Annotated in this window: 30 protein-coding genes; all 30 read left to right on the top strand. The window is 61.6% G+C overall.

Annotated features, from left to right (window positions below; translation table 11 throughout):
• The first annotated feature begins 11 nt into the window (after positions 1–11).
• The 30 genes from ACZ500_RS20300 (at position 12) to ACZ500_RS20155 (ending at position 23608) form a co-directional block, all read left to right on the top strand.
• The gene (locus ACZ500_RS20300) at positions 12–374 is read left to right on the top strand and encodes a hypothetical protein (protein WP_464229274.1); all 363 of its coding nucleotides are present in this window, start codon (positions 12–14) and stop codon (positions 372–374) included.
• Positions 361–819, top strand: coding sequence for a hypothetical protein (locus tag ACZ500_RS20295; protein ID WP_464229273.1), 459 nt, complete (start codon positions 361–363; stop codon positions 817–819). The genes ACZ500_RS20300 and ACZ500_RS20295 overlap by 14 nt, the downstream gene beginning before the upstream one ends.
• Positions 816–1178: a hypothetical protein gene (locus tag ACZ500_RS20290; protein ID WP_464229272.1), complete on the top strand. Its 363-nt coding sequence runs from the start codon at positions 816–818 to the stop codon at positions 1176–1178. The genes ACZ500_RS20295 and ACZ500_RS20290 overlap by 4 nt, the downstream gene beginning before the upstream one ends.
• Positions 1168–1653, top strand: a complete 486-nt coding sequence (locus ACZ500_RS20285) for a phage virion morphogenesis protein (protein WP_464229271.1) — start codon at positions 1168–1170, stop codon at positions 1651–1653. The genes ACZ500_RS20290 and ACZ500_RS20285 overlap by 11 nt, the downstream gene beginning before the upstream one ends.
• Before the next feature lie 74 nt (positions 1654–1727).
• Positions 1728–2276 (top strand): hypothetical protein, encoded by a 549-nt coding sequence (locus ACZ500_RS20280; RefSeq protein ID WP_464229270.1) that lies wholly within the window; start codon positions 1728–1730, stop codon positions 2274–2276.
• Between the two features lie 17 nt (positions 2277–2293).
• On the top strand, positions 2294–2557 hold the full coding sequence (locus ACZ500_RS20275) for a hypothetical protein (RefSeq protein WP_464229269.1): 264 nt from the start codon (positions 2294–2296) through the stop codon (positions 2555–2557).
• Positions 2558–2560: 3 nt separating this feature from the next.
• Positions 2561–4417, top strand: a complete 1857-nt coding sequence (locus ACZ500_RS20270) for a phage tail sheath C-terminal domain-containing protein (protein WP_464229268.1) — start codon at positions 2561–2563, stop codon at positions 4415–4417.
• An 11-nt stretch (positions 4418–4428) separates the two neighbouring features.
• Entirely contained in the window at positions 4429–4890 is a 462-nt protein-coding gene (locus ACZ500_RS20265; RefSeq protein ID WP_464229267.1) for a phage tail protein, read from the top strand.
• Between the two features lie 16 nt (positions 4891–4906).
• Positions 4907–5584, top strand: coding sequence for a T4 family baseplate hub assembly chaperone (locus ACZ500_RS20260; RefSeq protein ID WP_464229266.1), 678 nt, complete (start codon positions 4907–4909; stop codon positions 5582–5584).
• A gap of 145 nt (positions 5585–5729) precedes the next feature.
• The gene (locus ACZ500_RS20255) at positions 5730–9515 is read left to right on the top strand and encodes a phage tail tape measure protein (RefSeq protein WP_464229265.1); all 3786 of its coding nucleotides are present in this window, start codon (positions 5730–5732) and stop codon (positions 9513–9515) included.
• Between the two features lie 7 nt (positions 9516–9522).
• Positions 9523–9834: a DUF7768 domain-containing protein gene (locus ACZ500_RS20250; RefSeq protein WP_464229264.1), complete on the top strand. Its 312-nt coding sequence runs from the start codon at positions 9523–9525 to the stop codon at positions 9832–9834.
• 2 nt (positions 9835–9836) lie between these two features.
• On the top strand, positions 9837–10307 hold the full coding sequence (locus ACZ500_RS20245; protein ID WP_464229263.1) for a CIS tube protein: 471 nt from the start codon (positions 9837–9839) through the stop codon (positions 10305–10307).
• Positions 10304–10594 carry a LysM peptidoglycan-binding domain-containing protein gene (locus ACZ500_RS20240; RefSeq protein WP_464229262.1) on the top strand — a complete coding sequence of 97 codons (291 nt, stop codon included), beginning with the start codon at positions 10304–10306 and terminating at the stop codon, positions 10592–10594. The genes ACZ500_RS20245 and ACZ500_RS20240 overlap by 4 nt, the downstream gene beginning before the upstream one ends.
• An 89-nt stretch (positions 10595–10683) precedes the next feature.
• Positions 10684–10965 carry an ArsR/SmtB family transcription factor gene (locus tag ACZ500_RS20235; protein WP_464229261.1) on the top strand — a complete coding sequence of 94 codons (282 nt, stop codon included), beginning with the start codon at positions 10684–10686 and terminating at the stop codon, positions 10963–10965.
• Positions 10966–11172: 207 nt separating this feature from the next.
• Positions 11173–12147 carry an ABC transporter ATP-binding protein gene (locus ACZ500_RS20230; protein ID WP_464229260.1) on the top strand — a complete coding sequence of 325 codons (975 nt, stop codon included), beginning with the start codon at positions 11173–11175 and terminating at the stop codon, positions 12145–12147.
• The gene (locus ACZ500_RS20225; RefSeq protein ID WP_464229259.1) at positions 12144–12881 is read left to right on the top strand and encodes an ABC transporter permease; all 738 of its coding nucleotides are present in this window, start codon (positions 12144–12146) and stop codon (positions 12879–12881) included. The genes ACZ500_RS20230 and ACZ500_RS20225 overlap by 4 nt, the downstream gene beginning before the upstream one ends.
• 100 nt (positions 12882–12981) lie before the next feature.
• The gene (locus tag ACZ500_RS20220) at positions 12982–14247 is read left to right on the top strand and encodes a phage late control D family protein (RefSeq protein WP_464229258.1); all 1266 of its coding nucleotides are present in this window, start codon (positions 12982–12984) and stop codon (positions 14245–14247) included.
• Positions 14248–14260: 13 nt separating this feature from the next.
• Positions 14261–14692: a YcbK family protein gene (locus ACZ500_RS20215; RefSeq protein WP_464229257.1), complete on the top strand. Its 432-nt coding sequence runs from the start codon at positions 14261–14263 to the stop codon at positions 14690–14692.
• A complete protein-coding gene (locus ACZ500_RS20210; RefSeq protein WP_464229256.1) occupies positions 14679–15005 on the top strand; it encodes a hypothetical protein in 327 nt (108 codons plus the stop codon). The genes ACZ500_RS20215 and ACZ500_RS20210 overlap by 14 nt, the downstream gene beginning before the upstream one ends.
• 15 nt (positions 15006–15020) lie before the next feature.
• Positions 15021–16070 carry a phage baseplate assembly protein V gene (locus tag ACZ500_RS20205; RefSeq protein ID WP_464229255.1) on the top strand — a complete coding sequence of 350 codons (1050 nt, stop codon included), beginning with the start codon at positions 15021–15023 and terminating at the stop codon, positions 16068–16070.
• An 11-nt stretch (positions 16071–16081) separates the two neighbouring features.
• Complete coding sequence (locus ACZ500_RS20200) at positions 16082–16849, top strand: glycosyltransferase (RefSeq protein WP_464229254.1); 768 nt, start codon at positions 16082–16084, stop codon at positions 16847–16849.
• Positions 16842–17216: a hypothetical protein gene (locus tag ACZ500_RS20195; protein WP_464229253.1), complete on the top strand. Its 375-nt coding sequence runs from the start codon at positions 16842–16844 to the stop codon at positions 17214–17216. Before ACZ500_RS20200 ends, ACZ500_RS20195 begins: the two co-directional genes overlap by 8 nt.
• A 2-nt stretch (positions 17217–17218) precedes the next feature.
• Entirely contained in the window at positions 17219–17485 is a 267-nt protein-coding gene (locus ACZ500_RS20190) for a PAAR domain-containing protein (RefSeq protein WP_460033136.1), read from the top strand.
• Between the two features lie 9 nt (positions 17486–17494).
• A complete protein-coding gene (locus ACZ500_RS20185) occupies positions 17495–17821 on the top strand; it encodes a hypothetical protein (protein ID WP_464229252.1) in 327 nt (108 codons plus the stop codon).
• A 58-nt stretch (positions 17822–17879) separates the two neighbouring features.
• Positions 17880–18539 carry a hypothetical protein gene (locus ACZ500_RS20180; protein ID WP_464229251.1) on the top strand — a complete coding sequence of 220 codons (660 nt, stop codon included), beginning with the start codon at positions 17880–17882 and terminating at the stop codon, positions 18537–18539.
• 6 nt (positions 18540–18545) lie between these two features.
• Positions 18546–19502, top strand: a complete 957-nt coding sequence (locus ACZ500_RS20175) for a hypothetical protein (RefSeq protein ID WP_464229250.1) — start codon at positions 18546–18548, stop codon at positions 19500–19502.
• A complete protein-coding gene (locus tag ACZ500_RS20170; RefSeq protein WP_464229249.1) occupies positions 19502–19957 on the top strand; it encodes a GPW/gp25 family protein in 456 nt (151 codons plus the stop codon). Before ACZ500_RS20175 ends, ACZ500_RS20170 begins: the two co-directional genes overlap by 1 nt.
• 67 nt (positions 19958–20024) lie before the next feature.
• Positions 20025–21434 carry a baseplate J/gp47 family protein gene (locus ACZ500_RS20165; RefSeq protein ID WP_464229248.1) on the top strand — a complete coding sequence of 470 codons (1410 nt, stop codon included), beginning with the start codon at positions 20025–20027 and terminating at the stop codon, positions 21432–21434.
• Positions 21434–23005: a phage tail protein gene (locus ACZ500_RS20160; protein ID WP_464229246.1), complete on the top strand. Its 1572-nt coding sequence runs from the start codon at positions 21434–21436 to the stop codon at positions 23003–23005. Before ACZ500_RS20165 ends, ACZ500_RS20160 begins: the two co-directional genes overlap by 1 nt.
• Positions 23006–23014: 9 nt before the next feature.
• The gene (locus ACZ500_RS20155; RefSeq protein ID WP_464229245.1) at positions 23015–23608 is read left to right on the top strand and encodes a hypothetical protein; all 594 of its coding nucleotides are present in this window, start codon (positions 23015–23017) and stop codon (positions 23606–23608) included.
• Positions 23609–23612 lie beyond the last annotated feature (4 nt).

Genomic DNA, 23612 nt, shown 5'->3' with positions numbered 1-23612 from the left:
GGAGGTGAACCGTGACGTTGAAACTGAAGAACATCCGCCCGGGAGTCCTGATCATCGCCGACGCGAAGCTGCGCCTCGACCCGGGCCAGACCTTCGAAGCGGAGTCCATGTCTCCCCAGATGGAGCTGGCGGTGTCGGCAGGGCGGCTCGCACGTATGGACGAAAAGGACGATCCCCTGAAACAGAACGAAAGCCCTGCGTCTGAAACTCAAGATGAAGACCTCTCTGGGCTCACCGCCGCCGATGCCATCTCCCGGATCGGCACCGAGGGCGATCCCGACAAACTCAAAGCCCATTTGGCGGGTGAAAAACGAAGGACGGTGATCGAGGCCCTCAAGAAACGGCTGACGGAGGTGGAAGGTGGCGCTGGCTGATCTCGTCGCCGTTCTCCGGACCGACCTGTCCGATCCCCAGGGTGAGTTGTTCACCGATGACGTCCTTTCCCGCTGCATCCTGAAGGGCGTGCATCGGCTGGCGCGCGACCTGGAACTCTCCCTTTCCGTCGTGAACGGAGAGGTGGTTCCGGAACCGGAAGGCGAACCGCGCGAGCTGCTGCTCCTGCTGGGCCAGATTCATGCCTGCCAGGTCATGCGGGCCCAGACCGCCAACGCGTTCTCCTTTTCCAGCGGCGACAAGAGGGTGGACAAGACCAAGCAGCCCGAGCATTGGGCCGGACTCGAAGAGGACCTCAAGGCCGTGTACAAACAGCGGCTGAGTGAAATCAAACCGGGAGCAGCCGCATCCCCCGAGGACTACATCATCACGCCCGGCGGACTCGCGCCGGTCATCTACGATCAAGGAAGCGAGCTTGAGCTGTGACCCTGCTGAGCGATCCCGAGAAAACTTCGGCCGCCGGGGATGTGAGAGAACTGATCCTGGCATGTGGGCAGGAAGCCGCGTTGCTGCGTGCTGTTCCGGGCGAGCGGTTGTACGGATCGGACGACGCATCCTTCGCCGAGGTGGAGACCTTTCCGCTCGAGTTTATCGAAACGCCGCCGGAAGACCTCGCCAACAAGATCGACGCCACGGCCTGCGTGCTCCCCGGACTGGACGTGAGACCGGAAGACCGGGTGCAAAGCGGCGCAGACGTTTTTCGGGTTCAGACAGTAGTGGAAGAGCGCCTTTTCGGCGTCGTGACCCACAAGGTGCTGAAGCTGGTGCGCATCCATGGGAGTTAAGCGTTTCGGTGATTGGGAAAAGGCGAAAGCGAAGCTGGCCGCCAATCCCGGAGCCCGGCTCGCCCTGGCGATCCGGCAGGCGACCATCAAGAACGCCCTTCTCCTCGTCCGCGAGATCAAGCGCGGCATCCGGTCCCAGGCTCCTGGCGGAAAGGCGTTCGTCAAGTTGGCCGAGAGCACCATCGCGCGCAAGGGCTCCAGCAAGGCCCTGATCGACACCGGCTTCCTCGTCAATTCGATCACTCAGCGCATCCTCGCGGATCGGGCGTTCGTGGGACTCCTGCGCGGCACGGTCAACAAGGACGGCGACGACCTGGTGAACATCGGCGCGGTGATGGAGTACGGAGCCACCATCCAGCATCCCAACGGCGCTGTGATCGTCATCCCGCCACGTCCCTTCCTGCATCCCACCATGGAAAAGTACCGCGGGCAGATCATCGAGAACTACCGCCAAGCGATCCGCTCAGCTCTCTGATCCCCGCCGACACTTCCCGTCCGCCTCCGGTAGGTATCCAGCGGAAACAGTCGCTCGAACCGGAGGAACCGGACTTGGAAACCGTTCGCACAGTCGTTGAAAACCTGATCCGCCTGGTCAAGGCGGAGATCGACCCGGACGCGGTGCTCGTCGCCGCGGACGATGTCTTCGAGGTGCCGAACGTGCCGAGCCTGATCCTGCAGGGACCGACGCTGGCGGAAAACGGAGACCGGCGCACCATGGCCCGTATGGTGGAAAAGGACATCCCGAACCTCGCTTATGAGCAGTGCCGCCATCCCCGACTCTACCACCTCGATTTCGACGTCATCGTCACCGCCGGCCACGAAGGTGAACTGCTGGACCTCCAGGAGAGAGTGGCCCGTTTCTATCAGCTCCACCCGGTCCTGGCCGTGGAAGACCGCGGCTCCCTCAACCTGACGGAGACAGTCCCCTTGGGCGGATTGCGACGGGTGAACCTGTCCAACCTGCGCCAGAGCAGCGGCCGCCTCAGGATCGAGGACTGCCCCGTCTACGACGGCCTCGTCGAAACGGGCCCGCTCATCAAAGACCGGCGGTTCGAGTTCCGGGACGGTGTCGATGAGGATCGGCTCCATACCCCATGACACAAGGAGGAACCACTGTGATCGAAATCAAGAATCTTCTTTTCCAACCGCTCACCTTCCACCTCGCGGGAGGCGGCCGGGGGCTGCATCTGAATCCCCGCGAGCGCAGAACGCTGGGCGAGGACGACATTTCCCCGGAGATCGACGTTGCCGCGAAGCGTGGCTTCGTGTCGCTGACGCCGGTGATGCCGACGACTCCCGTACCCGAGCCTCCGCGGGAAGAGCTGGTCAATACAGGAGCCGACGGCGAAAACAACGGCAAACGCCGGAAACGGAGGTAACCCATGGGCACGTATCTTTCACCGGGCATCTATACCCGCGAAGTCGACTTCAGCTTCTACGTCAAGCAGATATCCACCTCCTCCTGCGGCATGGTGGGCGTGGCCGAACGCGGCCCGATCAATAAGCCCGTGCTGGTCACGAGCTGGGAGCAGTTCATCAACAAATTCGGCTCTTACCTGCAGGCCGGATACCTCGCTTACGCCGCAAGGGCGTTTTTCGATAACGGCGGCTCCATCCTTTTCGTGAACCGCATCGCCCATCTGACCGATCCCACGGACCGGAACACTCTGACCGCCGTGAAGGCGCAAGCCGTCCTCAAGGACCGGCGCGCCGCGACGGCGTCACTTGTAACCGGCACCGTCGGCACGGATCGTATCGCGTGGCGGGCGATTCAGCTTGGTGCCGCGGGAAACGCCGTCTCCGTCGAACTCGTCGCTGCGGGAAATGACACCCCTTTGTCTATCGGCGTCCTCGGACAGGCCGTCACCGTGAACCTGGCCACCGACGGGGCTGGCGATCCTGTATCCACAGCGGACCAGGTGGTCGCGGCGGTCGTTGGGTCTCCGGAGGCCTCCGCGCTGGTCACTGCGGAAACGCAGGACGCGGGCATCGTACAAGCCGCAGCCTCGGCAAACATGTCCGGAGGCATGGACGCGATGGACACGCTCAAGGTGCGCGCGGCCGATGAAGGAACCTGGGGCGAGCGGCTCTCCGTCCAGGTCGAAGACGGTTCTCTCGATCCGACCGGCGCGTTCAACCTGGTGGTCCGCCACAAGGGTGAGGTCGTTGAGGTCTTCAAGGACCTCTCGATGGACGAAGCGGCTCCGAATCATGTGGAGTTGGCTGTCAACGAACGGTCGGATTTCATCACCGTCGAGGACCTTGGAACCGCATCCGGCGTTCCGTCGGACCGGCCGGTGATTGGTCTGTTCGATCTTTCGGGAGGAGACGACGGTCTTACGGGGCTAGACGACGCCGACTACTCCGGCGATCCCTCCCAGCACACCGGGTTCTACGCCTTCGACGAGATCGACGCGCTGAATCTGATCATGGTTCCCGGCGTCACGACCGCCGAGGTGATCCACGCCGGCATCACCTATGCGGAAAACCGCCAGGACCTCATGCTCCTCGCCGAAACGCCTATCCACCTTGAACCCCTGGAAGCGGTGGATTTCCGCAAGGGCCAGGGAATGTATTCCCACGGTGCCTTCAACTCGTCTTATGCGGCGCTCTACTATCCCTGGATTGAGATCAACGATCCGGTGACCGGCAAGCGCAAACTCGTTCCCCCGAGCGGAGCCGTGGCCGGGTGCTACGCCCGCAGCGACAAGAAAACCCACGTCTGGTACGCGCCCGCGGGCATCGACCGCGGCCGGGTCTTCAACGCCTTGTCCTTGGGCTACAAGACCAGCCGCGGCGAGCGGGATGTGCTCTATCCCGAGGGGGTCAATGTAATCGCCTCCTTCCCCGACAGCGGCATCAATATCTGGGGACAAAAGACCTTGCAAAGCCAGCCCTCGGCTCTCGACCGCGTGAACGTGCGGCGGCTGATGATGTTCATCGAAGAGGCCATCGCCGAGTCCTCGCGTTTCGTGGTCTTCGAGCCAAACAATCCGCAGACCTGGCGCGCGCTGATCCGGCTGATCAACCCCTTCATGCAGGACATCAAGGACAAGGGCGGGCTCTACGACTTCGCCGTCCAATGCGACGAGGAGACCAACACCCCGGCCGTGATCGACCGCAACGAACTCGTGGCGCGCGTCTTCGTCAAGCCGACCAAGACGGCGGAATTCGTCGAGCTCAACTTCGTGCTCACCGCCACGGGGGCCGATTTCAAAGAGATCTTCAAGACCGGGTAAGGAGGTAAGTCATGCGCAGCGGCAACATGCCCAAGAGTCTGTATCAGAACTGGCAATTCGCCGTCGAGGTGAACGGCTTCGACGTGGCGCTCTTCAAGAAGGGCCAGGAACCCAAGACCGAGTTCGAGGAAGTGGCTTTCGCGCCCGCCGGTTCCATGTTCGACCAGAAGGTGGCCGGGCGAGTCAAGTTCGAGGACATCACCCTGGAGAAAGGGATTCTCCAGGACGGTTCCGACGAAGCCGCCAGGGAGTGGATCAAGAAACAGGTGGACGTCAACGCCGTGGTCGGCGGCCTGCCCAACGACTACATGCGCGACATCGACCTCGTCAGATACGACCGAACCGGCAACGAAACGCGACGGTGGACCCTGCACGGCGCGTGGATCAAGGTCCTGGAGTACGACGAACTCGAGGGCGCGAACACGGACAACACCATCGAGAAGCTCGCCATTTGCTTTCAGTATTGGACCTGATCCAAGGAGGTAGACCATGCACACCTTTGAATTGCCGAGCGGCCTCGAGATCGAGCTCCGGGAGATGACCGGAGCCGAGGAGGAACTGCTCACCAACCAGCGTCTCATCCGGACGGGAGACGCCGTCAACCAGGCGCTCAAGAACTGCATCGTGCGGCTGGGGGACAACGACGAACCGACGGTGAAGGACGTGCTCGACCTCCTCTCCGGGGACCGGCTGTTCATTCTGGTCCGCCTGCGTCAGGTCTCTCTCGGCGACGAGGTCGAGCTGGAACTGACCTGCCCGAACACCGCCTGCCGGGCGTCGAACGCCGTCACGGTCAACCTGGAAGAGCTGGAGGTCACGCCATACGGAGAGGAAAGGGAATTCGCTTTCACGCTCCCCGGCTCCGGGCGCAAGGTCCGGTTCAGCTATCTGGACGGCAACAAGGAAAAACGCCTGGCCGCTCTCAAGGAGCCTTCCATCTCCTCGGCCATGCTGATCCGGATCATCGACGTGGACGGCGCGCAGCCGACCAAGAAGCTTATGAACGATATGTCGATGCGTGACCGAAGCGCCCTCCGGCAGGAAATGCTGCGGGTGGACGCGGGTGTCGACACAACCGTGGAGACCGACTGCGAATCCTGCGGGATGCGTATCCGCACGCGGCTGGAGGCGGAACCGGGTTTTTTGTTCCCCGGAGTTCGCTTGTAAGGGACGCGTTTTTCCTCGCCTACGGCGGGCTCCACTGGAGTTTCTCGGAAACACGGGCGCTGCCGCTCTCGGTCCGCCGCGAATTTGTGGAGGCCCTGGAGCGGCAGCTCGCTTTTGAGCGTGAAGAACTGGAGCGCAGGCGCACATGAACGGAGATCTTGGACTCGGCATCATCGTTTCGATGAAGGACGCGTTCTCGCAGAACGCGGGCCGGGTCCAGTCGTCCATGCAGTCGCTGGACGCGACGGTGGCCGCCTCCAGCGAGCGCATGACGCGCAATCTCGACCGAATCCAGAAAGGCACCATGATGATCGGCGCGGGCCTGGCGCTCATGGCTGTGCCCGTCGGACTCGTGGCCTCCACCGCCGCGACCCAGAAAGCTCTGGGCGAGATGGCATCGCTCGGAATCAAGGACCTTCGCGCTCTCGAGGACGCCTCCGAGAGCTTCACCAATACCTGGGCCGGTTACAGCAAGGCCGAATTCATCAGCGCGGCCTACGACGTCAAGTCTGCTCTATCCGCCTTGAGCGACGAAGCCGTGGGCACTTTCTCCGCCATGGCCGCGCTCACCGCCAAGGCCACCAAGGCCAGCATCCAAGAGATGGTCGGCACCTTCACCACCGGGTACGGAATCTTCAAGCCGATCATGGCGGACATGACCGACATGGAGTGGGCCAAGGCCTTCTCCGGGGCCATGGCCCAGACCGTGGCATCCTTCAAGACCACCGGGGCGCAGATGGCGGAAGCCGTCAAAAACATCGGCGCGGTGGCCGCCGCCTCCAACATTCCGCTGCAGGAACAACTCGCCATTCTCGGACAATTGCAGACCACCATGCCCGGTTCGGAAGCCGGAACGCTTTACAAGGCTTTCATCATGAAAGCGGCGGAAGCCGGTGAGCAGTTGGGGTTGTCCTTCGTGGATTCCACGGGGAGACTCAAAAGGGTCATCCCCATTCTCCAGGAAATCAAGTCGCGATTTCCTGACCTTACCCAAGCCGCCGCGCAGGTGCAGATCAAGAAGGCGTTCGGCTCCGACGAGGCGGTGAAGTTCCTGCTTCAGATGTCCCAGGGGATGGAGTCCCTGGAGGGCAACATCAGCTCCATCGAACACGCGATGAAGACCGGCACCGCCGTCACTGAAGAAATGGCGCGGGCCATGAATATGGATATCGGGAGTCAGTTCCAGCTTGTGCGCCAGCAGGTCGGAAACCTCGCTGAAATCCTCGGCCGCACACTCCTGCCGGTGGTCACGCCGATCATCCAGGGGATATCGAAGGCCGTCCTGTTTTTCCAGAAGCTCGCACGTTCGATGCCGGGGTTGACCAGAGTCCTCCTGACCTTGTCCATGGCCCTGGGTGCCGTGCTGGTCGTCGTCGGTGGAGTGATCGCCGCGGCCGGGACCATCGGCCTGATGCTCCCCGCCATCAAGGCGGGGCTTGCCGCTATGGGCGCGACAATCGCCGGTGTGGGAAGCACGTTCGCCGCATATTTCCTTCCGGTGGTCGCGATCATCGGCGGTGTGGTGCTCGCCGTCTATCTCCTCAAACGGGCTTGGGAGACCAACTTCGCCGGCATCCGGGACACCATCCTCGGCGCGTGGGAAAAGGTGCAACTCGTATTCCAGGGGATTCGGGCGCTGGTCACCTCGCTTTCCGGCGGTGCCGGGACCATGTCGGCCGACCTGGCACAGAAGCTCGAACAGGCCGGGCTGATGGGACTGGTGGTCACGGTCTTCCGCATCTACTACCGGGTGCGCCAGTTTCTGACCGGCTTGTGGGAGGCATTCTCCGATGCGTTCGGAAAGATCAGGGCGATTCTCGAACCCGCGGTCCGTGCGCTCATGCAGGCTTACGGCACACTGTACAAAGCGATCTTCTCGATCCTTGAAATCTTCGGCTTGGCGGCATCTTCCGCCGATGCCTCCTCCTACCGGAGTCTCGGCGAGACCCTCGGCACGGTACTCGGTGTGATCGCCAAGGTCGGAGCGTATCTCCTAAAGTTCGTCATCTACAACATGGTGGCCGTCATCACGGTGGTCGCTTGGGTGGTGCGCGCGGTCGTTTGGCTCGGCAAGACCATTGTCAACGCTTTCATCGAGGCGGGGAAGTTCATCTACAAGTTCTTTCTGCCGGTCCGGCTTTTGGTCGAGGCACTCCGCGCCGCGGCCCGGGTGGTTTACACGGTCTGGCGGGTGCTCACCGGCGACCTCTCTGTGCTCGACGGACTCAAGGCCATCGGTGGAGCTGTCTTCGATTTCCTGGCAACGCCGTTCCGCTGGGCCCGGGACGTGATCGTCGGTGTCTGGGATTTCATCAAGGGACTCTTCTCCGCCGTTGGAAGTTTTTTCGTTTCAGCGGCATCGGCTTTAGCTGCAGCCTTCATGAACCTGCCTCTGGTCCGAACGCTGGCCGATATCTTCGGCGCGGTCCGGGGATTCCTTTCCGGCGACACGACTTTCTACGAGGCGGGCAAGGCGATCCTCGTGGCCATCGGCAAGGGCATTTGGTCGGCGGTCACCTATCCGTTCGAGATGCTCAAGAAGGCTCTCGGGTGGCTCCGCAGTCTTCTGCCGTTTTCCGACGCGGAAACCGGCCCCCTGTCGGACCTCACCGGCTCGGGAACGGCCATCCTCAAAACCCTGGCCAAGGGAATGCTCGGCGTTTTCTCCCTGCCGGGCAAGGTGCTGGGTCTGGCGCTGCGAGGAATGGTGGACGCGGTCCGTTGGGTATGGGTGGGCTTGAAAAGCATCGGAGGCGGCATCCTCACCGCGGTTACCTGGCCGTTCAGAAAGGGAGCGCAATTTGCGGCAACGGTCTGGCGCACCGTGACCTCGGCGGCATCGAATGCTTGGGACGGGCTCACGGCGCTTGGTCTTGGAGCTGCGGGCATGTTGGCCGCGCCCTTTTCGTGGATAACCGATTCCGCGGGATTGGCCTGGGACCGGATCAAAACCTCCGTCGGCGCAGCATGGGATGGAATCGGCAACCTTCTGCAAGGTGGATGGAGCCGGATCGGTTCGCTGTTCCAGTCGTCCTGGTCGCTGCTTTCCGCACCCTTCGATTGGATCGCCGGGGGCGCTGCCTCCGCCTGGAGCCGGATCACCGGAGCGGCATCGGCCGCATGGGACTCCCTCAAGACTATGGCGCAGAGCGCCTGGGAGTGGATCAAGGCCCCGTTCGAGGGTTTGGCATCGGTCGCGTCGTCCGCATGGGAACAAATCAAGACCGCCGCATCGAGCGCCTTCGGGTCTCTGGCGTCCAGCGTGTCCTCGTTGGCGGGATCGGCGTTCGAGAGCGGCAGGGCGTTCATGACCGCGGTGGGCGACGGCATCAAGTCGGCCGTGAGCGCACCGTACCAGGCGGCAAAGTCGGCCCTTTCGTTCGTGCGGAATCTGCTGCCGTTCTCCGATGCCAAGGAAGGCCCGCTCGCGGACCTGACCCGAAGCGGTGCTGCGCTGATTCAGACCCTGGCCGGCGGCATCACCAAGGCGGCGTCCGCACCAGCCGAGGCCATGACGCGCGAGTTCGGATTCATGACCGGACTGACGGGCAAGATTGCCGCTCCGGCCCTGTTGGCGGGAACCCTGGCGCTCACACCGGTCATGGCGGGAGAAGCTCCAACGGTCGCCTCCAAGATGGAAAGCACCATAGCGACTGCGCCGATGGAGAGACCGGCCGCTCATCTCGCCACCGGACAGGCCCGTCTTCTCGGCGAGACCAGGGGCGTGCTCGGTCCAGAGTCCGGCATGCCCGCATTACCTCCGGGGGAAACGCTGCGCCCCGTGCTCGAATCCTTGCTGGCGAAATTGGACCAGCTTGGAGAGCGGCCCATCGAGGTGTCGGTGACCACGATGCTCGACGGACGTCAGGTGGCCCGTTCCGTATACCGGGACCTGCGCGAGCGCAAGATCAAGAACTACGAGACGCTGTGAGGAACGTATGAAACGGGTATTCATTTGCAGCCGGTACGCCGGGGATGTCTCTCGGAACGAGGCGACTGCCGAGCGGCTTTGCCGGAAGGCGGTGGAGCGCGGTTGCGCGCCCTTCGCGCCGCATCTTCTCTACACGCGCTTTCTCGATGACGCAAAGACCTCCGAACGCGAAGCAGGCATCGCCTGCGGCCTGACGTTCATGGAGATCTGCGACGAGGTCTGGGTGTTCACCGGCGAAGGCCTTTCTGACGGCATGCGCCGGGAAGTCGATCATGCCCGGCGTCTGGGCAAACCCGTGATCGAGGTGGGGGTGCTGTAACCGTGGCCTGGGATCAGAAAGAGATCACCGCATATCTTGTTGACGTGGATACGGGCGACTACCTCGATTTCCAGTACAACCCGAACGACATCATCGACGAGAAAAGCACGGCCTACGCGGCCATCAAGATTCCGGGTATGAGCCATCCCCGCTATCAGTACGTGGCCGGCGAGCCACGCAAGATCGGATTCAAGCTGGTCTTCTTCAAGGGGTCCGTAAAGGAGTCGGTGGACTGGCTGCGCTCTCTGCTCTATCCCGAACACGCGGGAACCATGCTCAAGAACGCTCCGCATCGGGTGCTTTTCATGTTCGGAGACCTTTACCCGGGCGTGCTCTGCGTGGTCCGCCAGGTGAAGGCCCGGTTCTTCCACATGTTCGACCGGGACAACCTGTTGCCCCAGCACGCCGAGGTGGACGTGATGCTCGAGGAGTATATCGACCAGTCCGTGGACTATTCGGAGGTGCGCGGATGATCGGACGTCGATCCAGATACGCGGCATCCATTCTTTACACATCGGGAGAAGGGGATTTCCTGGGCACGCGTCTTCCGACCGAGGGCAAGCCACGCCCCGACGACCGGTTTCACACGGTGGTCGAGGGGGACCGGGTCGATTTGCTCGCCCATCGCTATCTGGGGCAGGCCGATCTCTGGTGGATCATCTGCGACTACAACGACATTTTCTTTCCCATGGAACTGACGCCGGGGACCATCCTGCGCATCCCCTCGGCGGAACACGTCAGCATGCGGCTTCTGGAGTGAACAGGACAATCCTATCGATTTTTTTCAATTGACATCGGCTACCGCGTGGGATAAAGTATCTGCGTGGTTACTTAATCATAGGAGATGTCGTGACCGATTCAGAAAAGCAGGCCCGCATCTTCAAGGTGCTTTCCGTAAGTACACGGGTGCGGATGATCGACCTGTTGAAACGTCGCTCCCTTTGCGTAAACGCTCTCGCCCGCGCATTGGACATTACGCCCGCGGCCATATCACAGCATCTTCGAGTAATGCGAGACGCGGACATCGTAATCGCCGACAAGCAAGGCTATTTTGTACACTATCGGGTCAATGAGAAAACTTTGGCGGAATGGGGCAAAACAACCCAAGGCCTTTTAAGTGTGGCGGATTAGCGGACGCCCCGCTCTTTTTTTGCCTTATGAAAAAGTGTCCGCGCGGCAACTTAAACAAATAAGGAGGTCGACGATGTGTAAGAAAGGCGAATGCTGTCAGAAACCGGAGAAGCTCAGTGGGAAACCGCAGGATTGCACCCCGGAGCAGATCAAGGAATGCCATGGCGATGTAAAAAAGCATCCCTGTACGCCGAGGAAGAAGACAAAATGAACGATGCCATCGCCGTTGAAGGCTTGAGCAAGCGTTTTGCGGAGGTTCAAGCAGTCTCCGATTTGTCGTTTAGTGTCCACCAGGGGGAGCTGTTCGGTTTTCTCGGCCCCAACGGCGCTGGCAAGACCACAACCATCAACATGCTCACGGGACTGGCACGGCCGGACTCGGGGACCATTCGGATTGGCGGCATCGACTGCACGGATAGACCGAGGGCGGCTCAGCATCTCATCGGTGTAGTTCCGGATGAGAGCAATCTATATCCGGAACTTACCGGCTTCGAGAATCTCTGTTTTTGTGCGGCGCTCTACGGGATAGGTAAGGCCGAGCGCCAAGACCGAACCAAAGGGCTGTTGGATCAATTCGGCCTTGCCCAAGCCGCAAACCGTAAGTTCGGCGGATATTCCAAGGGGATGAAGCGCAAGCTGACCATTGCCGCCGGAATCATCCATCAGCCTGAAATCCTTTTCCTGGATGAACCCACCACCGGCATTGACGTAGCCAGTGCGCGGCAACTTCGTCAGCTCATCGCCGATCTCCACAGGGCCGGAACCACCATCTTTTTGACCACCCACTATATCGAAGAGGCGGAGCGCCTCTGTGGCCGCATTGCTTTCATCGTGTCCGGTCGCATCGTGCGGACCGATACGGTCGAGCATCTGATCCAGCCGGTTCAAGAGAAGCATGTGGTGCAAATCTCCTGCTCAAACATGCCGGATGACATGGGAGGCAGACTGTCAGAGTCCTTTTCCGGCCTGGTATTCACGACCCAAGGGCAAGAATTTATTCGAGTGGAGGCCACCGAACCTATTCGCGTAGGTCCGTTGGTTCGTTTTCTGGAAAATCAGGGTGCCGAGGTTGCCGAGGCTCGAAGGATGCGGCCGTCCCTCGAGGACATCTTCGTACAAATCACCGGCATCGAGGCTACTGCCATGCGCAAAGAGAAGGAAAAAGCTGGAGGCGGCCAATGAAACTCTGGACCGCCTTCTGGAACATTCTGGTCAAGGACATGCGGACCTATTATCTGAAGCCGCCGAACATCAGTTGGGGGCTAATTTTCCCCGTCGCATGGACGGGAATGTTTTTCATCAAGTCCGGCAGCGGCCTGGAAAGCGTACTGTTGCTGCTTCCGGGTGTGGTGGCCCTCTCTATTCTGTTCGGCACAACGTCGATGCTGGCGGTGACGGTAACCTTCGAGAAGAAGAACCGTTCCTTCGAGCGACTCCTGCTGGCTCCAATCCCATTCGAACTCCTCATGCTGGCCAAGACCAGCGGAGCCATTCTATTCGGTGTGGCCAATGCCTTCGTGCCTGTCATCATGGCGTTGTTTCTCGCTGACCTGTCCCAGGTAGTCTGGAGCGTGTTCGTTCCCGCAGTTTTCATGATCGCCGTGGCTTCGACTTTTCTTGGCCTGTTCATCGCTGTGGCGGTCAGCGAGGTGTTCGAGGCCCAGACCTTTTCCAATTTCTTCCGCTTCCCCATGATCTTCCTATGCGGACTTTTCTTTCCCATCGAGAAGCTGCCGGTTTTTCTGAAACCACTCTCATATGTGCTGCCCCTAACCTACGGAGCTGACATGCTCCATGGGGCCGTGCACGGCGGACATGCCATGCCTTTTTTCCTCGATCTATCCCTCCTCGGCGCATTCTGCGTCGGCTTGTTCGCGGTAAGTCTCTGGAACATCAAACGTAAATGGATTCTCTGACCGACACCATCCCCTAAATCCCCTCCCGACACCTCGCGCCGCGCGCCGGTAAGTATCCGGTGGAGTCCGTCTTTCAGGCGGGCCGACTGGAGACCGGCGCATGGATATCGACACCTTCAAACCGACCTTTCTGATCCAGATCGAGGGGCAGACCCTCTCGGCGGATATCACGCAAGAGATCACCTCCTTCGTCTTCGAGGACAACGAGGAGGAACTTGACGTGTTGGAGCTCGCGGTCACCGACCGGAACCTCCAGTTCGTTGACGATCCTCTGTTCCAGGAAGGCAACGAGATCGTCGCCCGTTTCGGATATGTCGGCAACCTTTCCCCGCGCAAGAAGGCGGTCATCAAGGACATCGACTACGACTTCCCGGAGGACGGCGATCCGACGATCCGCATCAAGGCCTATGACAAGGGCTTCAAGCTGGCCGGGAAGGAGAACCAGAAGGTTTGGCAGAAGCCCGCGCCCGGCATCCTCTATTCCGAGATCGCCGAAGAGATCGCAGGGACCAACGGCCTCACTCCGGTGGTCATGGCCACGAAAGCCCGTCATCTGCGCGTAACCCAGAGCAACGTTTCCGACGCACAGTTCCTCAAGGACCTGGCTGGAAAGGCGCGCGACAAGGACGGCGACGGCGTCACGGGGTACGTCTTCTATATCCAGGACGATGAACTGCATTTCCATCCCCGCGACCTGGATAAAAAGCCCGCCGCGATCCTCGAGTATTTCACCGACCGCAAGGGCGTTCTGCGTTCCTTCCGTCCCTCGACGCAATCACAGGGGGCGAAGGGAGCGGGCGTCGAGACCAAGGCCGTGGGCGTGGACCCGCGCAAAAAGGAGCCGGTCGAACACAAGGCCAACAACGAGACCACGCCGGAGCGGACATCGCTCGGCAAGCGGACCTATCTGGTGGACGGAAACACCGGCGAAGGGGCTTACAAGGAGCAGGAGTCCGGGCAGGTGGTCGCCACCTTTGACCGCTCCGAGGGCTTCCACGAGGAACCCCGGCAGGAGCCGGCCCAGGACCTCTCCGAGGGGAAATTCCGCGAGGCCGAACTCCGCCAGGTTGAAGCCGACGCGGTGACCATCGGCATCCCCGCGCTGCGCGCCAAGCAAAACGTGGAGGTCAAGAGCGTGGGCCGCAAGTTCTCTGGCGTCTACTACTGCCATTCGGTCCGCCACGTCATCGGCGAAGGCGGATATCACTGCGAACTGAAACTCAAGAAGAACGCCCTGGGCAAAGGGGCCGGCGACAAGTCGGACGAGGCCAAGGGCAAGCAGAACGACCAGGAAGCGCCGCCCACGCCGAAGGAAGAGCCGCCGCCGATGGTGACCATCGACGCGGACAGCGGGCGGAGGCTGTGAGGAGGAAAGATACATGGGAGATCTGAGCAGGAATTTTTCAAAAAGCGAGTTTGTCTGCCGGTGTTGCGGCAGAGTCGAGATCGATCCCCGCCTGGTGGAGGCGCTCCAGCGACTCCGCGATCTTGCGGACACGCCCGTCCGCGTCACCAGCGGCTACCGCTGCCCCGACCACAACCGTGCCGTTGGCGGCGCGAAACAGAGTCGGCACCTGCTCGGACACGCCGCAGACATCGTGATCAAAGGCTTGTCCATCGCCGGGATGTACGAACTCGCCGAGCGGGTGGCGGCTTTCCGCGAGGGCGGGATCGGCGTCTACCCGGAGCAGGGATTCATCCACGTCGACATCCGCGAGGGACGGACCCGTTGGGGCCATCTCGGCGGGAAATACGTGTCGTTCGAAGAAGCCATGAAAACCAACGGAGGTGACCGCAATGCAGCAGTTTGAACAGATTCTGACTTTCATCCTGAACCACAAGGAACTCATCGCGACCCTGATCGTGACCCTGCTCACCGTCATCAAGCTCACCACCTGGGGCCAGGCCAAAGCCGCCGCACTGGAAGCGGTGATCGGCGTCATCGAGCGGGTCGGCGCGAAAGAGGTCAAGACCGGCGTCGCCGGCCAGGAACTCAAGCTCGACACCGCGGCGCAGGACGCCTTGCGTCATGCCGTGGCCAAAGTCGATCCGAAGAAGACGCCGGACGGAACGGTCACCCGCATCGTGCGCGAGGTGCTGCGGGGCGTTCTGCCGCTGAAGTAACCCGGAGGACGAACCGTGATCGAGACACAGGACCGCCAGCACGAGGAACGCTACAAGAACCGCTGGTACGGAAAGTACAGAGCGTTCTTGCGGGACAACAACGATCCGGAGCGGCTCGGCCGCTGCCGACTCGAAATTCCTGCGGTGCTCGGCACCGGCAAGGAAAACTGGTCGGATTGGGCGTGGCCATGCTTTCCCTACGGCGGCAACGAAGACATCGGCCTGTTTCTCGTCCCCGAAGAAGGCGCGTCCGTCTGGGCCGAGTTCGAGGGCGGAAACGTCCAATACCCGATCTGGTCCGGCGTCTGGCTGGCCAAGAGCAACCCCGGCGAACAGCCGGAGGAATCCAAGCGCCTGTGCTCCGATCCGACCTGCCATGACTGCGAGGACAAAGTCGAGCACAAGCCCGACCGGCGGGACGACCTGGAGCACAAGAAGCACCACGGTCACCCGCCGTACTACTGCCCGCGCCGCAAGGTTCTGCTCAAGACCGAGACCGGCCACACCATCGTTCTCGACGACCGGGACGAGGAGGAGTTCCTCAAGGTCATCGACCGGGCCGGCCAGATTCTGCACATGGAATGCCGCGTGAAGCGCGACGTTCAGACAGGCAATGCACGCCGCCGGGGAACCAAGGACGCCGAGCAGGGCGACCAGCTCGACATCGACTCGGACATCAAGGACCAGAAGGCCCGGATCGAGATCACCGATCTGTGCCGCCAGTTCGTGCGCTGGGAGGCGTGGAAGGACAAGGAGAAAATCCATATCCAGTCCTGCGACAAGTCCCGCGCCCGCTGGCAGAAGATTCTCATCGATACCACCAAGGGCAAAGAGAAGGTCCACATCTGGGGTCTCTGCGGCACGCAGGAAATCCTCATCGATTCCACCGCCGGGACCGAGATGATCCGCCTCACGGACAAAGCCGGCCAGGTCGTCGTGATGAACGCGGCTGCCGGCCGGGAACGCATTCAAACCACTGATAAAGCCGGAAGCGTGATCCTCATGGACGCCGTCATGGGGAACATCGTCATCCGCTCGACGAACAAGGTGTTGATCAACCCATAGAGGAAGAAGCGATGCATCCATCCGTTTCAATAGTTATCCGGGGATTCAACCGGGATGGCTACATCGGCAGAGCCATCGAAAGCGTTCTTGCCCAGACCTACCAAGATTTCGATCTGCTCGTTTGGGATGACGGTTCGACCGACAAGACCGCGAAGGTGGCCATCGAGTACGCCAAGAAGGACCGTCGGGTCCGCATCGCAGCTTATGACCACAGAGGAGCCGTCAAGTCCTTGAAATCCGCCTTGGCCGACACCTTCGGGCCATATCTGTGCTGGGTAGACAGTGATGACATGCTCGCACCCACGGCTTTGGAGGAGACGGTCGCGGTCTTGGAAGGAAATCCGACCGTCGGAATGGTTTATACGGACTACCAGGTCATCGACGCCTCCGACCGAGTCACGGGTTACGGCAAGCGCTGTCGGATTCCCTATTCAAAGGACCGGATGCTCCTCGACTTTATGACCTTCCATTTTCGTCTCATCCGCCGTTCGGTTTTCGAGCAGGCCGGCGGGATCGATGAGAGCTTCCTCTGCGCCGAAGACTATGATCTCTGCCTGCGCCTCGCGGAACTGACCGAGGTCCGCCGCATCCCCAAACCGCTCTATTTCTACCGCATCCATGCGGACTCGGTGTCCCAGCGCATGCGCATTGACCAGATCCATTGCGCCAGGGACGCCGTGAGCCACGCACTGGAACGGCGAGGTCTGTCCGACCGGTTCGAGATCGATCTGCAGATACGCGGCCGCTTTTCGCTGCGAAGGAGAAAGCCGAATGGATGAAACCCGACATGACAGCGCCCCTTGCGACTGGAACCAGAGCGAGCGGATGCTGGCCCGGACCTTCGAATCTTGGCGGGCCGAATTCCGGAGCATCCTCGAAGACCACCGCCGGGAAATCCAGGCGCGCCTCGAGAAGATTGAACGCGAGATCGAGAAAAAGTCGGACAAGGAGAACGTGGACCTTCTGGTACGCAGCATCCAGGACGACCTGCGCCGCCATACCGATGACATCAAGAACCTGCAGTCGGGCATGAACGAGAAGATGGGCGTCGAGACGATGTGGAAGGTGGTTGGGCTTGTGCTGACCGTCGGCGGGGTCGTGGGCGGCATTGTCGGCTTCCTGATCCACCTCCTGACGGGGAAATGACCATGGCGCGACCTCAGGCGAGACTCGGCGACATCTCCAGTCACGGCGGCGTGATCGTCACAGGAGCGCTTCGCACCGTGGTCAACGGAAGACCCGCGGCGCGCCTTGGCGACCTGCACGTCTGCCCGATTCCGGGTCACGGCGTGACGCCTATCGTCACGGGAAGTCTCGACACGGCGACCGAAGGGCTGCCGAACGCCCGCATCGGCGACATCACGGCCTGCGGCGCGATCATCGTGACCGGCAGCCTGAACACGAACGACGACTGAGGACCGAAGATGGATTTTGAGGAACCGCAGTTTCACTACTGGGACGTCTTCCCCAAGACGGTGAAGGTGTCGCTCACAGGCTGGCCGGTCACGATCCCGCTCTCCGTGCGCGGCGCTCCCACCGGACAGATCGAGTTCGAATCCGCCGATTCCAACATCGCCTGGGTGGACGAAGACGGGAGGCTAAACCTCGGCTGGCAAGCGGGTGCAACGGTCCTCATGGCTTACGACTCGGAGAATAGGGACAGCGTCCGCTACATCCAAGTGGAAGTCGTCGATTACGGACAAGGCGGGGGCGGAGGATACGACGGGTATGGCTATGAATACCCCGCATAACCTTCCAGCTTCTTTCTGGGAAGTTGCTCCCTCTCTGATCCGGGAACCGTATCGAGGGATGGAACAAGCGGTCCCGGTGGCGGTGATCGGATCTCCGGGCGGTGAGGTGCGGTTCGAGTCGGTCCATCCGGAAATCGCCAGGGTCGAGAACGGTGTGCTGCGCTTCGGCGCGACACCCGGCGCGACCATCATCGTGGCCGAGGCGGTCCAGGACGAGGTGGTGTCATCCCGCAGATACATCCAGGTCGACGTGGAGAAGCCCAAAGCCGCGGCGGTGCTCGACTGGAGGTCATCCGGCTATGTGGAGCTTCTGCCGGCCGGAACCTGGCATTTTTACTATTTCTCCGGCTGGTACGACGCTTCCGGCAGCAATATCCGCGTGACCGGAGAGCTTGCATCGGAGGTGACCCTGGACCGGGGCTACCTTCTCCGCTTCGATGTCTGGGGCGAGATCGAGAGCGTGGACGGGCCTTACTTCGATACGCTGGAACTCTATGTAAACGGATGGTTCGTAAGGAGCTTCAACCCCACCTACGACGTGAACGGCGCACCGCTCCAGCCATACCCTATCCCACGCAGGACCGAGATCATCGACCTTTCCCAGTTTGCGGGAAGCACGGTCACGTTGCGGTTTGTTTGGGACACGGGCGACGGACAATACCAGAAGTTCGACGGCTGGTTCATCCAGAACATCGAACTCATACCCATCGGAGGCTGACGGAATATGGTGGTCGGAAACGGATACGGTTACGGGTACGGAGAGGAAGGTGGCGGGCCGATCATCGAGCAAACGAGTTCGTCGCCGTCCCATTACGAGATCATGGCGCTGGTGCGTCTGCTTGCGGCCGGTCTCGGCGTGACGGACGGCGAGGGTGATGAGCCCTATCTCCGACAGATTCGAGACAGCCTGGCCGAGATCAAAGGCATTCTGCAGCAGAGTCACGACGCATCCGAAGTCCTGCGGGCGGAAGCCCAAACAGTCCTGGAGGCGCACGCCGAGAGCGCGCAGCAGTACATGCAGGTCGTGGATCAACCGACGCCACCGGACTTCGACCCCTTCGTCGCCATGCCGGCGGGCACTGTCGTGAGGGACCTTCCCGACGGAGGACGCCTTTTCACCCTGGCTGATGGCGTCATGGTCCGGTTGGGACCGGACGGAATACTGACGGCCATCGCATCGAGCGGCGAGGCGACCGTTCTCGAACCCGCGCGCGGCGGCGTGGTGACCCTTCCCGATGGGCGGGAGCTAACGCTCAAGCCTGAGGCGGTGCAGGTGACCCATGAGGCGGCCGGGATAGAGGGGCTTCCCCTGGACATTGATCCGGTATTGACCGCGCAAGGGCGGTACCGCGTGGAGCTGCCGGGCGGATACCGGCTGGATGTCTTCCAACTTGAGCGCACAGCCATGATCGGCAACCCCGCGGGCACCTCTGTGGTGATCGGCATTTCCCGGATCGAAGGCGTGGGAGAGGATATCGAGGTTCGTCTGGTACCCGGTGGGGCCAAGGGATTCGCGGCGATGGAAAGCGGCCACAAGGGCGTCATCGAGGCTGACGGGACCATCCATATCGCATTGGCGAACGGCTTGGACCTGGTCATACATTTCCCGGACGGCGATGACGCCGGCGGTGTCCCAGGCTCTGGCGGTCCGTCCGCCGGCATCTGCGAGGAGCGTGACTGATGGCTCTGGACTTTCTCGGACGCGGGTTGAAGTTCCCCTTCCGCTTTCAGCGGCGGTCAGGGGGCGCGCAGGTCTCCTCGGCCACCTCCACCGAACACGAACACATCCACGAGAGCATCATCCAGATTCTCGGCACGCGGCCGGGTGAACGCTTCATGCGCCCCGAGTTCGGCTCCAGGCTCAAAGACCTGGTGTTCGAGCCGAACGACGAGGTGCTGAAGGGCCTGATCCGCCATTACGTGATCGACGCCGTGAAACGCTGGGAGAAACGGGTCGTCATCACCGGAGTCTCCTTCGACGATTCCCCCTCGAACAAGGACAGCAATCTTCTCCCGGTCCGCATCGCCTATCGTGTCATCCGGAGCCAGGTGGAAGGCAACCTGGTTTATCCCTTCTACCGCGAGCCGCGTCAATCCGCTCCGCCCCGACAGTTCCGCTCCGTCGCCGGTAAGTAACAAGCGGGTCCTCGTCCGGCTCGTCCGGTGGGACCACTTGTGACCGAACCGCAACGGACGAACGGAAATGGGCAGAGCGAGCATCACTTACACGAATAAGGACTACGACTCCCTGCGCCGGGAACTGCTGGCGCGGGTGCCGCAGCTCACCGACCGCTGGACGGACTTCAACGCGTCCGACCTCGGCGTGGTGTTGCTGGAACTCTTCTGCGGCATCGGCGACATGCTGGCCTACTATCTCGACGCCCAGGCGGCGGAAGCCTTTCTGCCCACCGCCCGCCAGCGGCAGAGCGTCATCAACCTCTGCAAGCTCATCAGCTACCGGCTCGACGGGCCGGTGGCTGCGACGACCGCTTTGTGTTTTTCCCTGGCCGCGTCGCTCGACGCGGACCTGGTAATCCCCGCAGGAACGACGTGCAGGGCCCGTCTGGAAGAAAACGACATCGTGTTCGAGACGGCCGAAGACGCGACGATCCCGAGGACCCGGACGAGCGTTGATGTGGGCGCGCGCCAGGGGAAACGCAAGACCGAGACCTTCACAGCCGATGGGGAGACGGATGGTCCGATCATCCTCGCCGGGAAAAATATCGCCTACGGCTCGATACGTATGTGGGTGCAAAACCAGGAATGGATCGAGGTATCCCACTTCCAGGAAAGCGGCTCCGATTCGCGCTACTTCATGGCCGAGACCGATGCGCTGGACATCACTCGGATCGTCTTCGGCGACGGATTGCGCGGAGCAAAGCCCGACACCGGCGCGGAAATCCGCGTCGAGTACCTTGAAACACTTGGGGCCGAGGGCAACCTCGGTCCCTATCTCGTCACGGAGCTTCTCTCGTCCATCTACCTCGAAGGGGGTCTGGTTCCCCTCGCGGTCACCAACCCGGTTCCCGCGACCGGCGGAGCCGACCGCGAGACCATCGAACACGCCCGCCGACAGGCCCCGGCCGAGGTGCGTTCGCTCTGGAAGGCAGTCACCAAGGAGGATTACCTGGCTCTGGCCGAAGGATTTCCCGGCGTGGCCAAAGCCCAGGTCCTCGACGTCAACGATTGCAAAAACATCCGTTACTACCAGGTCAACATGGCCGTGGCTCCGGACGGTGGAGACTTACCGTCGACGATCCTCAAACGAGACCTCGCGGAGTACCTGGAATCGCGCAAGGTAATCACCGTCGAGATCAACCTGTTCGATCCCGTCTACCGGCCGGTTTCTATTGACGCCGAGGTGTATGCCTATGCAGGCGAGGACCTCGACCTTATCCGAAGCCGCGTTGAACAGGCATTAGCGGATTTCTTCGCCTTCGAGCGCATGACCTTCGGAGCGCCGGTTCACTACTCGGACCTGGTCGCGCTCCTGGACGGCGTGCGGGGCGTGAGCCACGTGCGCATGTACACGCCCATCCAGGACGTTGACATCCGCGCCGGCCAGATCGCGGCGCTCGGTCAGGTCAACCTCGACGTGAGGAGGACGTCCTGATGTCATCTTACTTCGAGAGAAAACTCATCGACCTCCTTCCACCGCTCTACCGGGAACGGGACGAGTCCGGTGATCTGGAAACAATTCTCAAGGTGCCGGCCGCGAGTCTGGACGAACTCAAGGTATTGGCCGAGCGTTTTCCGGAGGTCTTCGACATTGATCGTTGCGAGGCGCGGTTCCTGCCATATCTCGGCGAGATCGTCGGCCACCGCTTCGATCCCACCGTCGACGCTGCACTCCAGCGCAGGCTTATCCGCGAGGCCATCGAAATCTACCGGCGCAAAGGCACCATCCCCGCCATCGGCCGCTCGCTCGCCGACATAGCATGGGAAGGACGAATCGAGGAGACTTTCCGCAAGGCGCTGCGCCTGAACCGCCGCTCCGTCGTCGGACGGGCGAAGCTGCCGGGGCTGATCTACAGCCTGGGCGTCTACCGTATCGACAGCGACAACCTCGTTCAGGGAGTCCGGAACACGCTGCCATTCCATCATCCCTCCGGTACGCGGGTGTTCTTCCTGCAGTGGCTCTACACGCTGCTGTCCATGGAGTCGGATTTCGAGGCGGTCATCAAGAAGGTCGTGGAGCGCGTCTGTCTCGGGCATCTGCACGAGACCTTCGTGGTCAGCCACAACGCACTGAACACGGATTACCACCTGACCCGCAAGAACAAGACCTGGGGATGGTGGCGGCTCACCGACAGCACCACGCTCATGCAGGACATCGAGCGCGCCGCGGTGTGCGTTTCACGCTGGCACGGCCGCTCGCCCCGGTTCCGCCTCAACACCGGCAACCTCAACATCGAACGTCTACCGAACCTGTGGGTCAGCGAACGGCGGGCATCGTTCTGCTGCGAGATCGAAACCAAGCCCGCAGTGGAACCGGGCGTTTCGTTCATCCGGCTGGCTGGCCAGGACCTGAATCGTTCGCGCCTGAATCGTTCCGCTCAGCCTTGCCAGATCAAGTTCCGCCAGAAAGACATGCTCTCGGAAGCCGTCCAGGATGCGCCCGACCTCGCGGGAGACCGCCGCACGCACCGGTACGGGAAGCGGTCACGGCTCTCCCATTGGTTCCGCGTGGGGCATTCGAGGCTCGGACGGGACGACAAGGTCTCCGGCGCGACCGTGGGCCGTCATCTGTTCATCACCGCCTACGCTGACTCCCAATGGTCGGAGGTATCCGGGGCATGGGACGTCGTCGACCGCTGGCGCGCCCGTAGGCCCGGCTTCTCCCTGAACAACAAGGCGCTCAACCTCGCTGAATTGACCGACGCCTATGTAACCGAGGCCCGTGCATCCTTCGAGATGGACGTGGACACGGGCATACCGCGCCGCAGACGCGTGGAGACGCTCTTACTGAACCGCCGCAGACTGAATCACACGGGGCTGCTCCTGTCCGTGGACCGGACACGGCCCATGCGGCTCGGCTCCATGCCACTCAACGCCTCGGGCTTCCGAATGTCGAAGCCGTGCCTTCGCTGGCGTTTCCGTCAGCGGGACGATCACGCCGAGGCGACGGCCGGTTTCGAGACGGCGGCGAACCAGTACACGGTCACGCAATGGCCGGCGGCATAGGAGAGATCGATGGCGATACATATTTACGAAGATAACGCACTGACCCTCCCGCTTTCGGAGGGCGACCTCGCGAACCCTGACGACGACACCTACAACGGAACGGACGGGGAAACGAAGGACAAGGAGCTGTTCCTCGCCAATGAACAGACCACCCTGGCTGCGGTCTTGGCCTCGGGGGAAACGTCCTTGGAACTCAGCGAGCCTCGATTTTCCGACGGCGAAATCATCATCGTCGACGATGAGCAGATGCGCATCCTGAGCGGAGGTGGAACAACCGTCCTCGCCGTGGAGCGCGGCTACGGCGGCACTGCCCCGGCGTCCCACGATGCGGATACCGTGATCTTTTCCGGATATGACTACACCGGGCTTGTGGTGGAGTCGGTGGACATTGCGGGCGGCGACGAGTCCGACTGGTACGCATTGGCCTTGACGCAGGCGGATCTCAATACCGCCGTCGAAGGCGCGCCGCTCAACCTGGGCGACAAGGCGCACGATGTGACCTTTTCGTTCTGGCGTCGGTGCACTGTGCCGCCCGGAACGCCGGTGCAGAACAAGACGGATATCAAGCTCCGGCTCACCGGCACGGAAAACCCGATCCTGTAGGAGG

The organism is Desulfatiglans parachlorophenolica, assembly GCF_055394735.1.
The sequence above is the reverse complement of the archived record's forward strand: the minus strand, read 5'-3'. Positions and strand labels throughout refer to the sequence as shown.

Excerpts from the sequence above, each read along its gene's own strand:
- ACZ500_RS20190 (WP_460033136.1), top strand. The coding sequence starts at position 17,219 with ATGGCGCGACCTCAGGCGAGACTCGGCGACATCTCCAGTCACGGCGGC.
- ACZ500_RS20255 (WP_464229265.1), top strand. The coding sequence starts at position 5,730 with ATGAACGGAGATCTTGGACTCGGCATCATCGTTTCGATGAAGGACGCG.
- ACZ500_RS20185 (WP_464229252.1), top strand. The coding sequence starts at position 17,495 with ATGGATTTTGAGGAACCGCAGTTTCACTACTGGGACGTCTTCCCCAAG.
- ACZ500_RS20225 (WP_464229259.1), top strand. The coding sequence starts at position 12,144 with ATGAAACTCTGGACCGCCTTCTGGAACATTCTGGTCAAGGACATGCGG.
- ACZ500_RS20200 (WP_464229254.1), top strand. The coding sequence starts at position 16,082 with ATGCATCCATCCGTTTCAATAGTTATCCGGGGATTCAACCGGGATGGC.
- ACZ500_RS20285 (WP_464229271.1), top strand. The coding sequence starts at position 1,168 with ATGGGAGTTAAGCGTTTCGGTGATTGGGAAAAGGCGAAAGCGAAGCTG.
- ACZ500_RS20265 (WP_464229267.1), top strand. The coding sequence starts at position 4,429 with ATGCGCAGCGGCAACATGCCCAAGAGTCTGTATCAGAACTGGCAATTC.
- ACZ500_RS20180 (WP_464229251.1), top strand. The coding sequence starts at position 17,880 with ATGGAACAAGCGGTCCCGGTGGCGGTGATCGGATCTCCGGGCGGTGAG.
- ACZ500_RS20155 (WP_464229245.1), top strand. The coding sequence starts at position 23,015 with ATGGCGATACATATTTACGAAGATAACGCACTGACCCTCCCGCTTTCG.
- ACZ500_RS20250 (WP_464229264.1), top strand. The coding sequence starts at position 9,523 with ATGAAACGGGTATTCATTTGCAGCCGGTACGCCGGGGATGTCTCTCGG.
- ACZ500_RS20170 (WP_464229249.1), top strand. The coding sequence starts at position 19,502 with ATGGCTCTGGACTTTCTCGGACGCGGGTTGAAGTTCCCCTTCCGCTTT.
- ACZ500_RS20210 (WP_464229256.1), top strand. The coding sequence starts at position 14,679 with ATGCAGCAGTTTGAACAGATTCTGACTTTCATCCTGAACCACAAGGAA.
- ACZ500_RS20220 (WP_464229258.1), top strand. The coding sequence starts at position 12,982 with ATGGATATCGACACCTTCAAACCGACCTTTCTGATCCAGATCGAGGGG.
- ACZ500_RS20165 (WP_464229248.1), top strand. The coding sequence starts at position 20,025 with ATGGGCAGAGCGAGCATCACTTACACGAATAAGGACTACGACTCCCTG.
- ACZ500_RS20230 (WP_464229260.1), top strand. The coding sequence starts at position 11,173 with ATGAACGATGCCATCGCCGTTGAAGGCTTGAGCAAGCGTTTTGCGGAG.
- ACZ500_RS20160 (WP_464229246.1), top strand. The coding sequence starts at position 21,434 with ATGTCATCTTACTTCGAGAGAAAACTCATCGACCTCCTTCCACCGCTC.
- ACZ500_RS20260 (WP_464229266.1), top strand. The coding sequence starts at position 4,907 with ATGCACACCTTTGAATTGCCGAGCGGCCTCGAGATCGAGCTCCGGGAG.
- ACZ500_RS20240 (WP_464229262.1), top strand. The coding sequence starts at position 10,304 with ATGATCGGACGTCGATCCAGATACGCGGCATCCATTCTTTACACATCG.
- ACZ500_RS20175 (WP_464229250.1), top strand. The coding sequence starts at position 18,546 with ATGGTGGTCGGAAACGGATACGGTTACGGGTACGGAGAGGAAGGTGGC.
- ACZ500_RS20215 (WP_464229257.1), top strand. The coding sequence starts at position 14,261 with ATGGGAGATCTGAGCAGGAATTTTTCAAAAAGCGAGTTTGTCTGCCGG.
- ACZ500_RS20270 (WP_464229268.1), top strand. The coding sequence starts at position 2,561 with ATGGGCACGTATCTTTCACCGGGCATCTATACCCGCGAAGTCGACTTC.
- ACZ500_RS20195 (WP_464229253.1), top strand. The coding sequence starts at position 16,842 with ATGGATGAAACCCGACATGACAGCGCCCCTTGCGACTGGAACCAGAGC.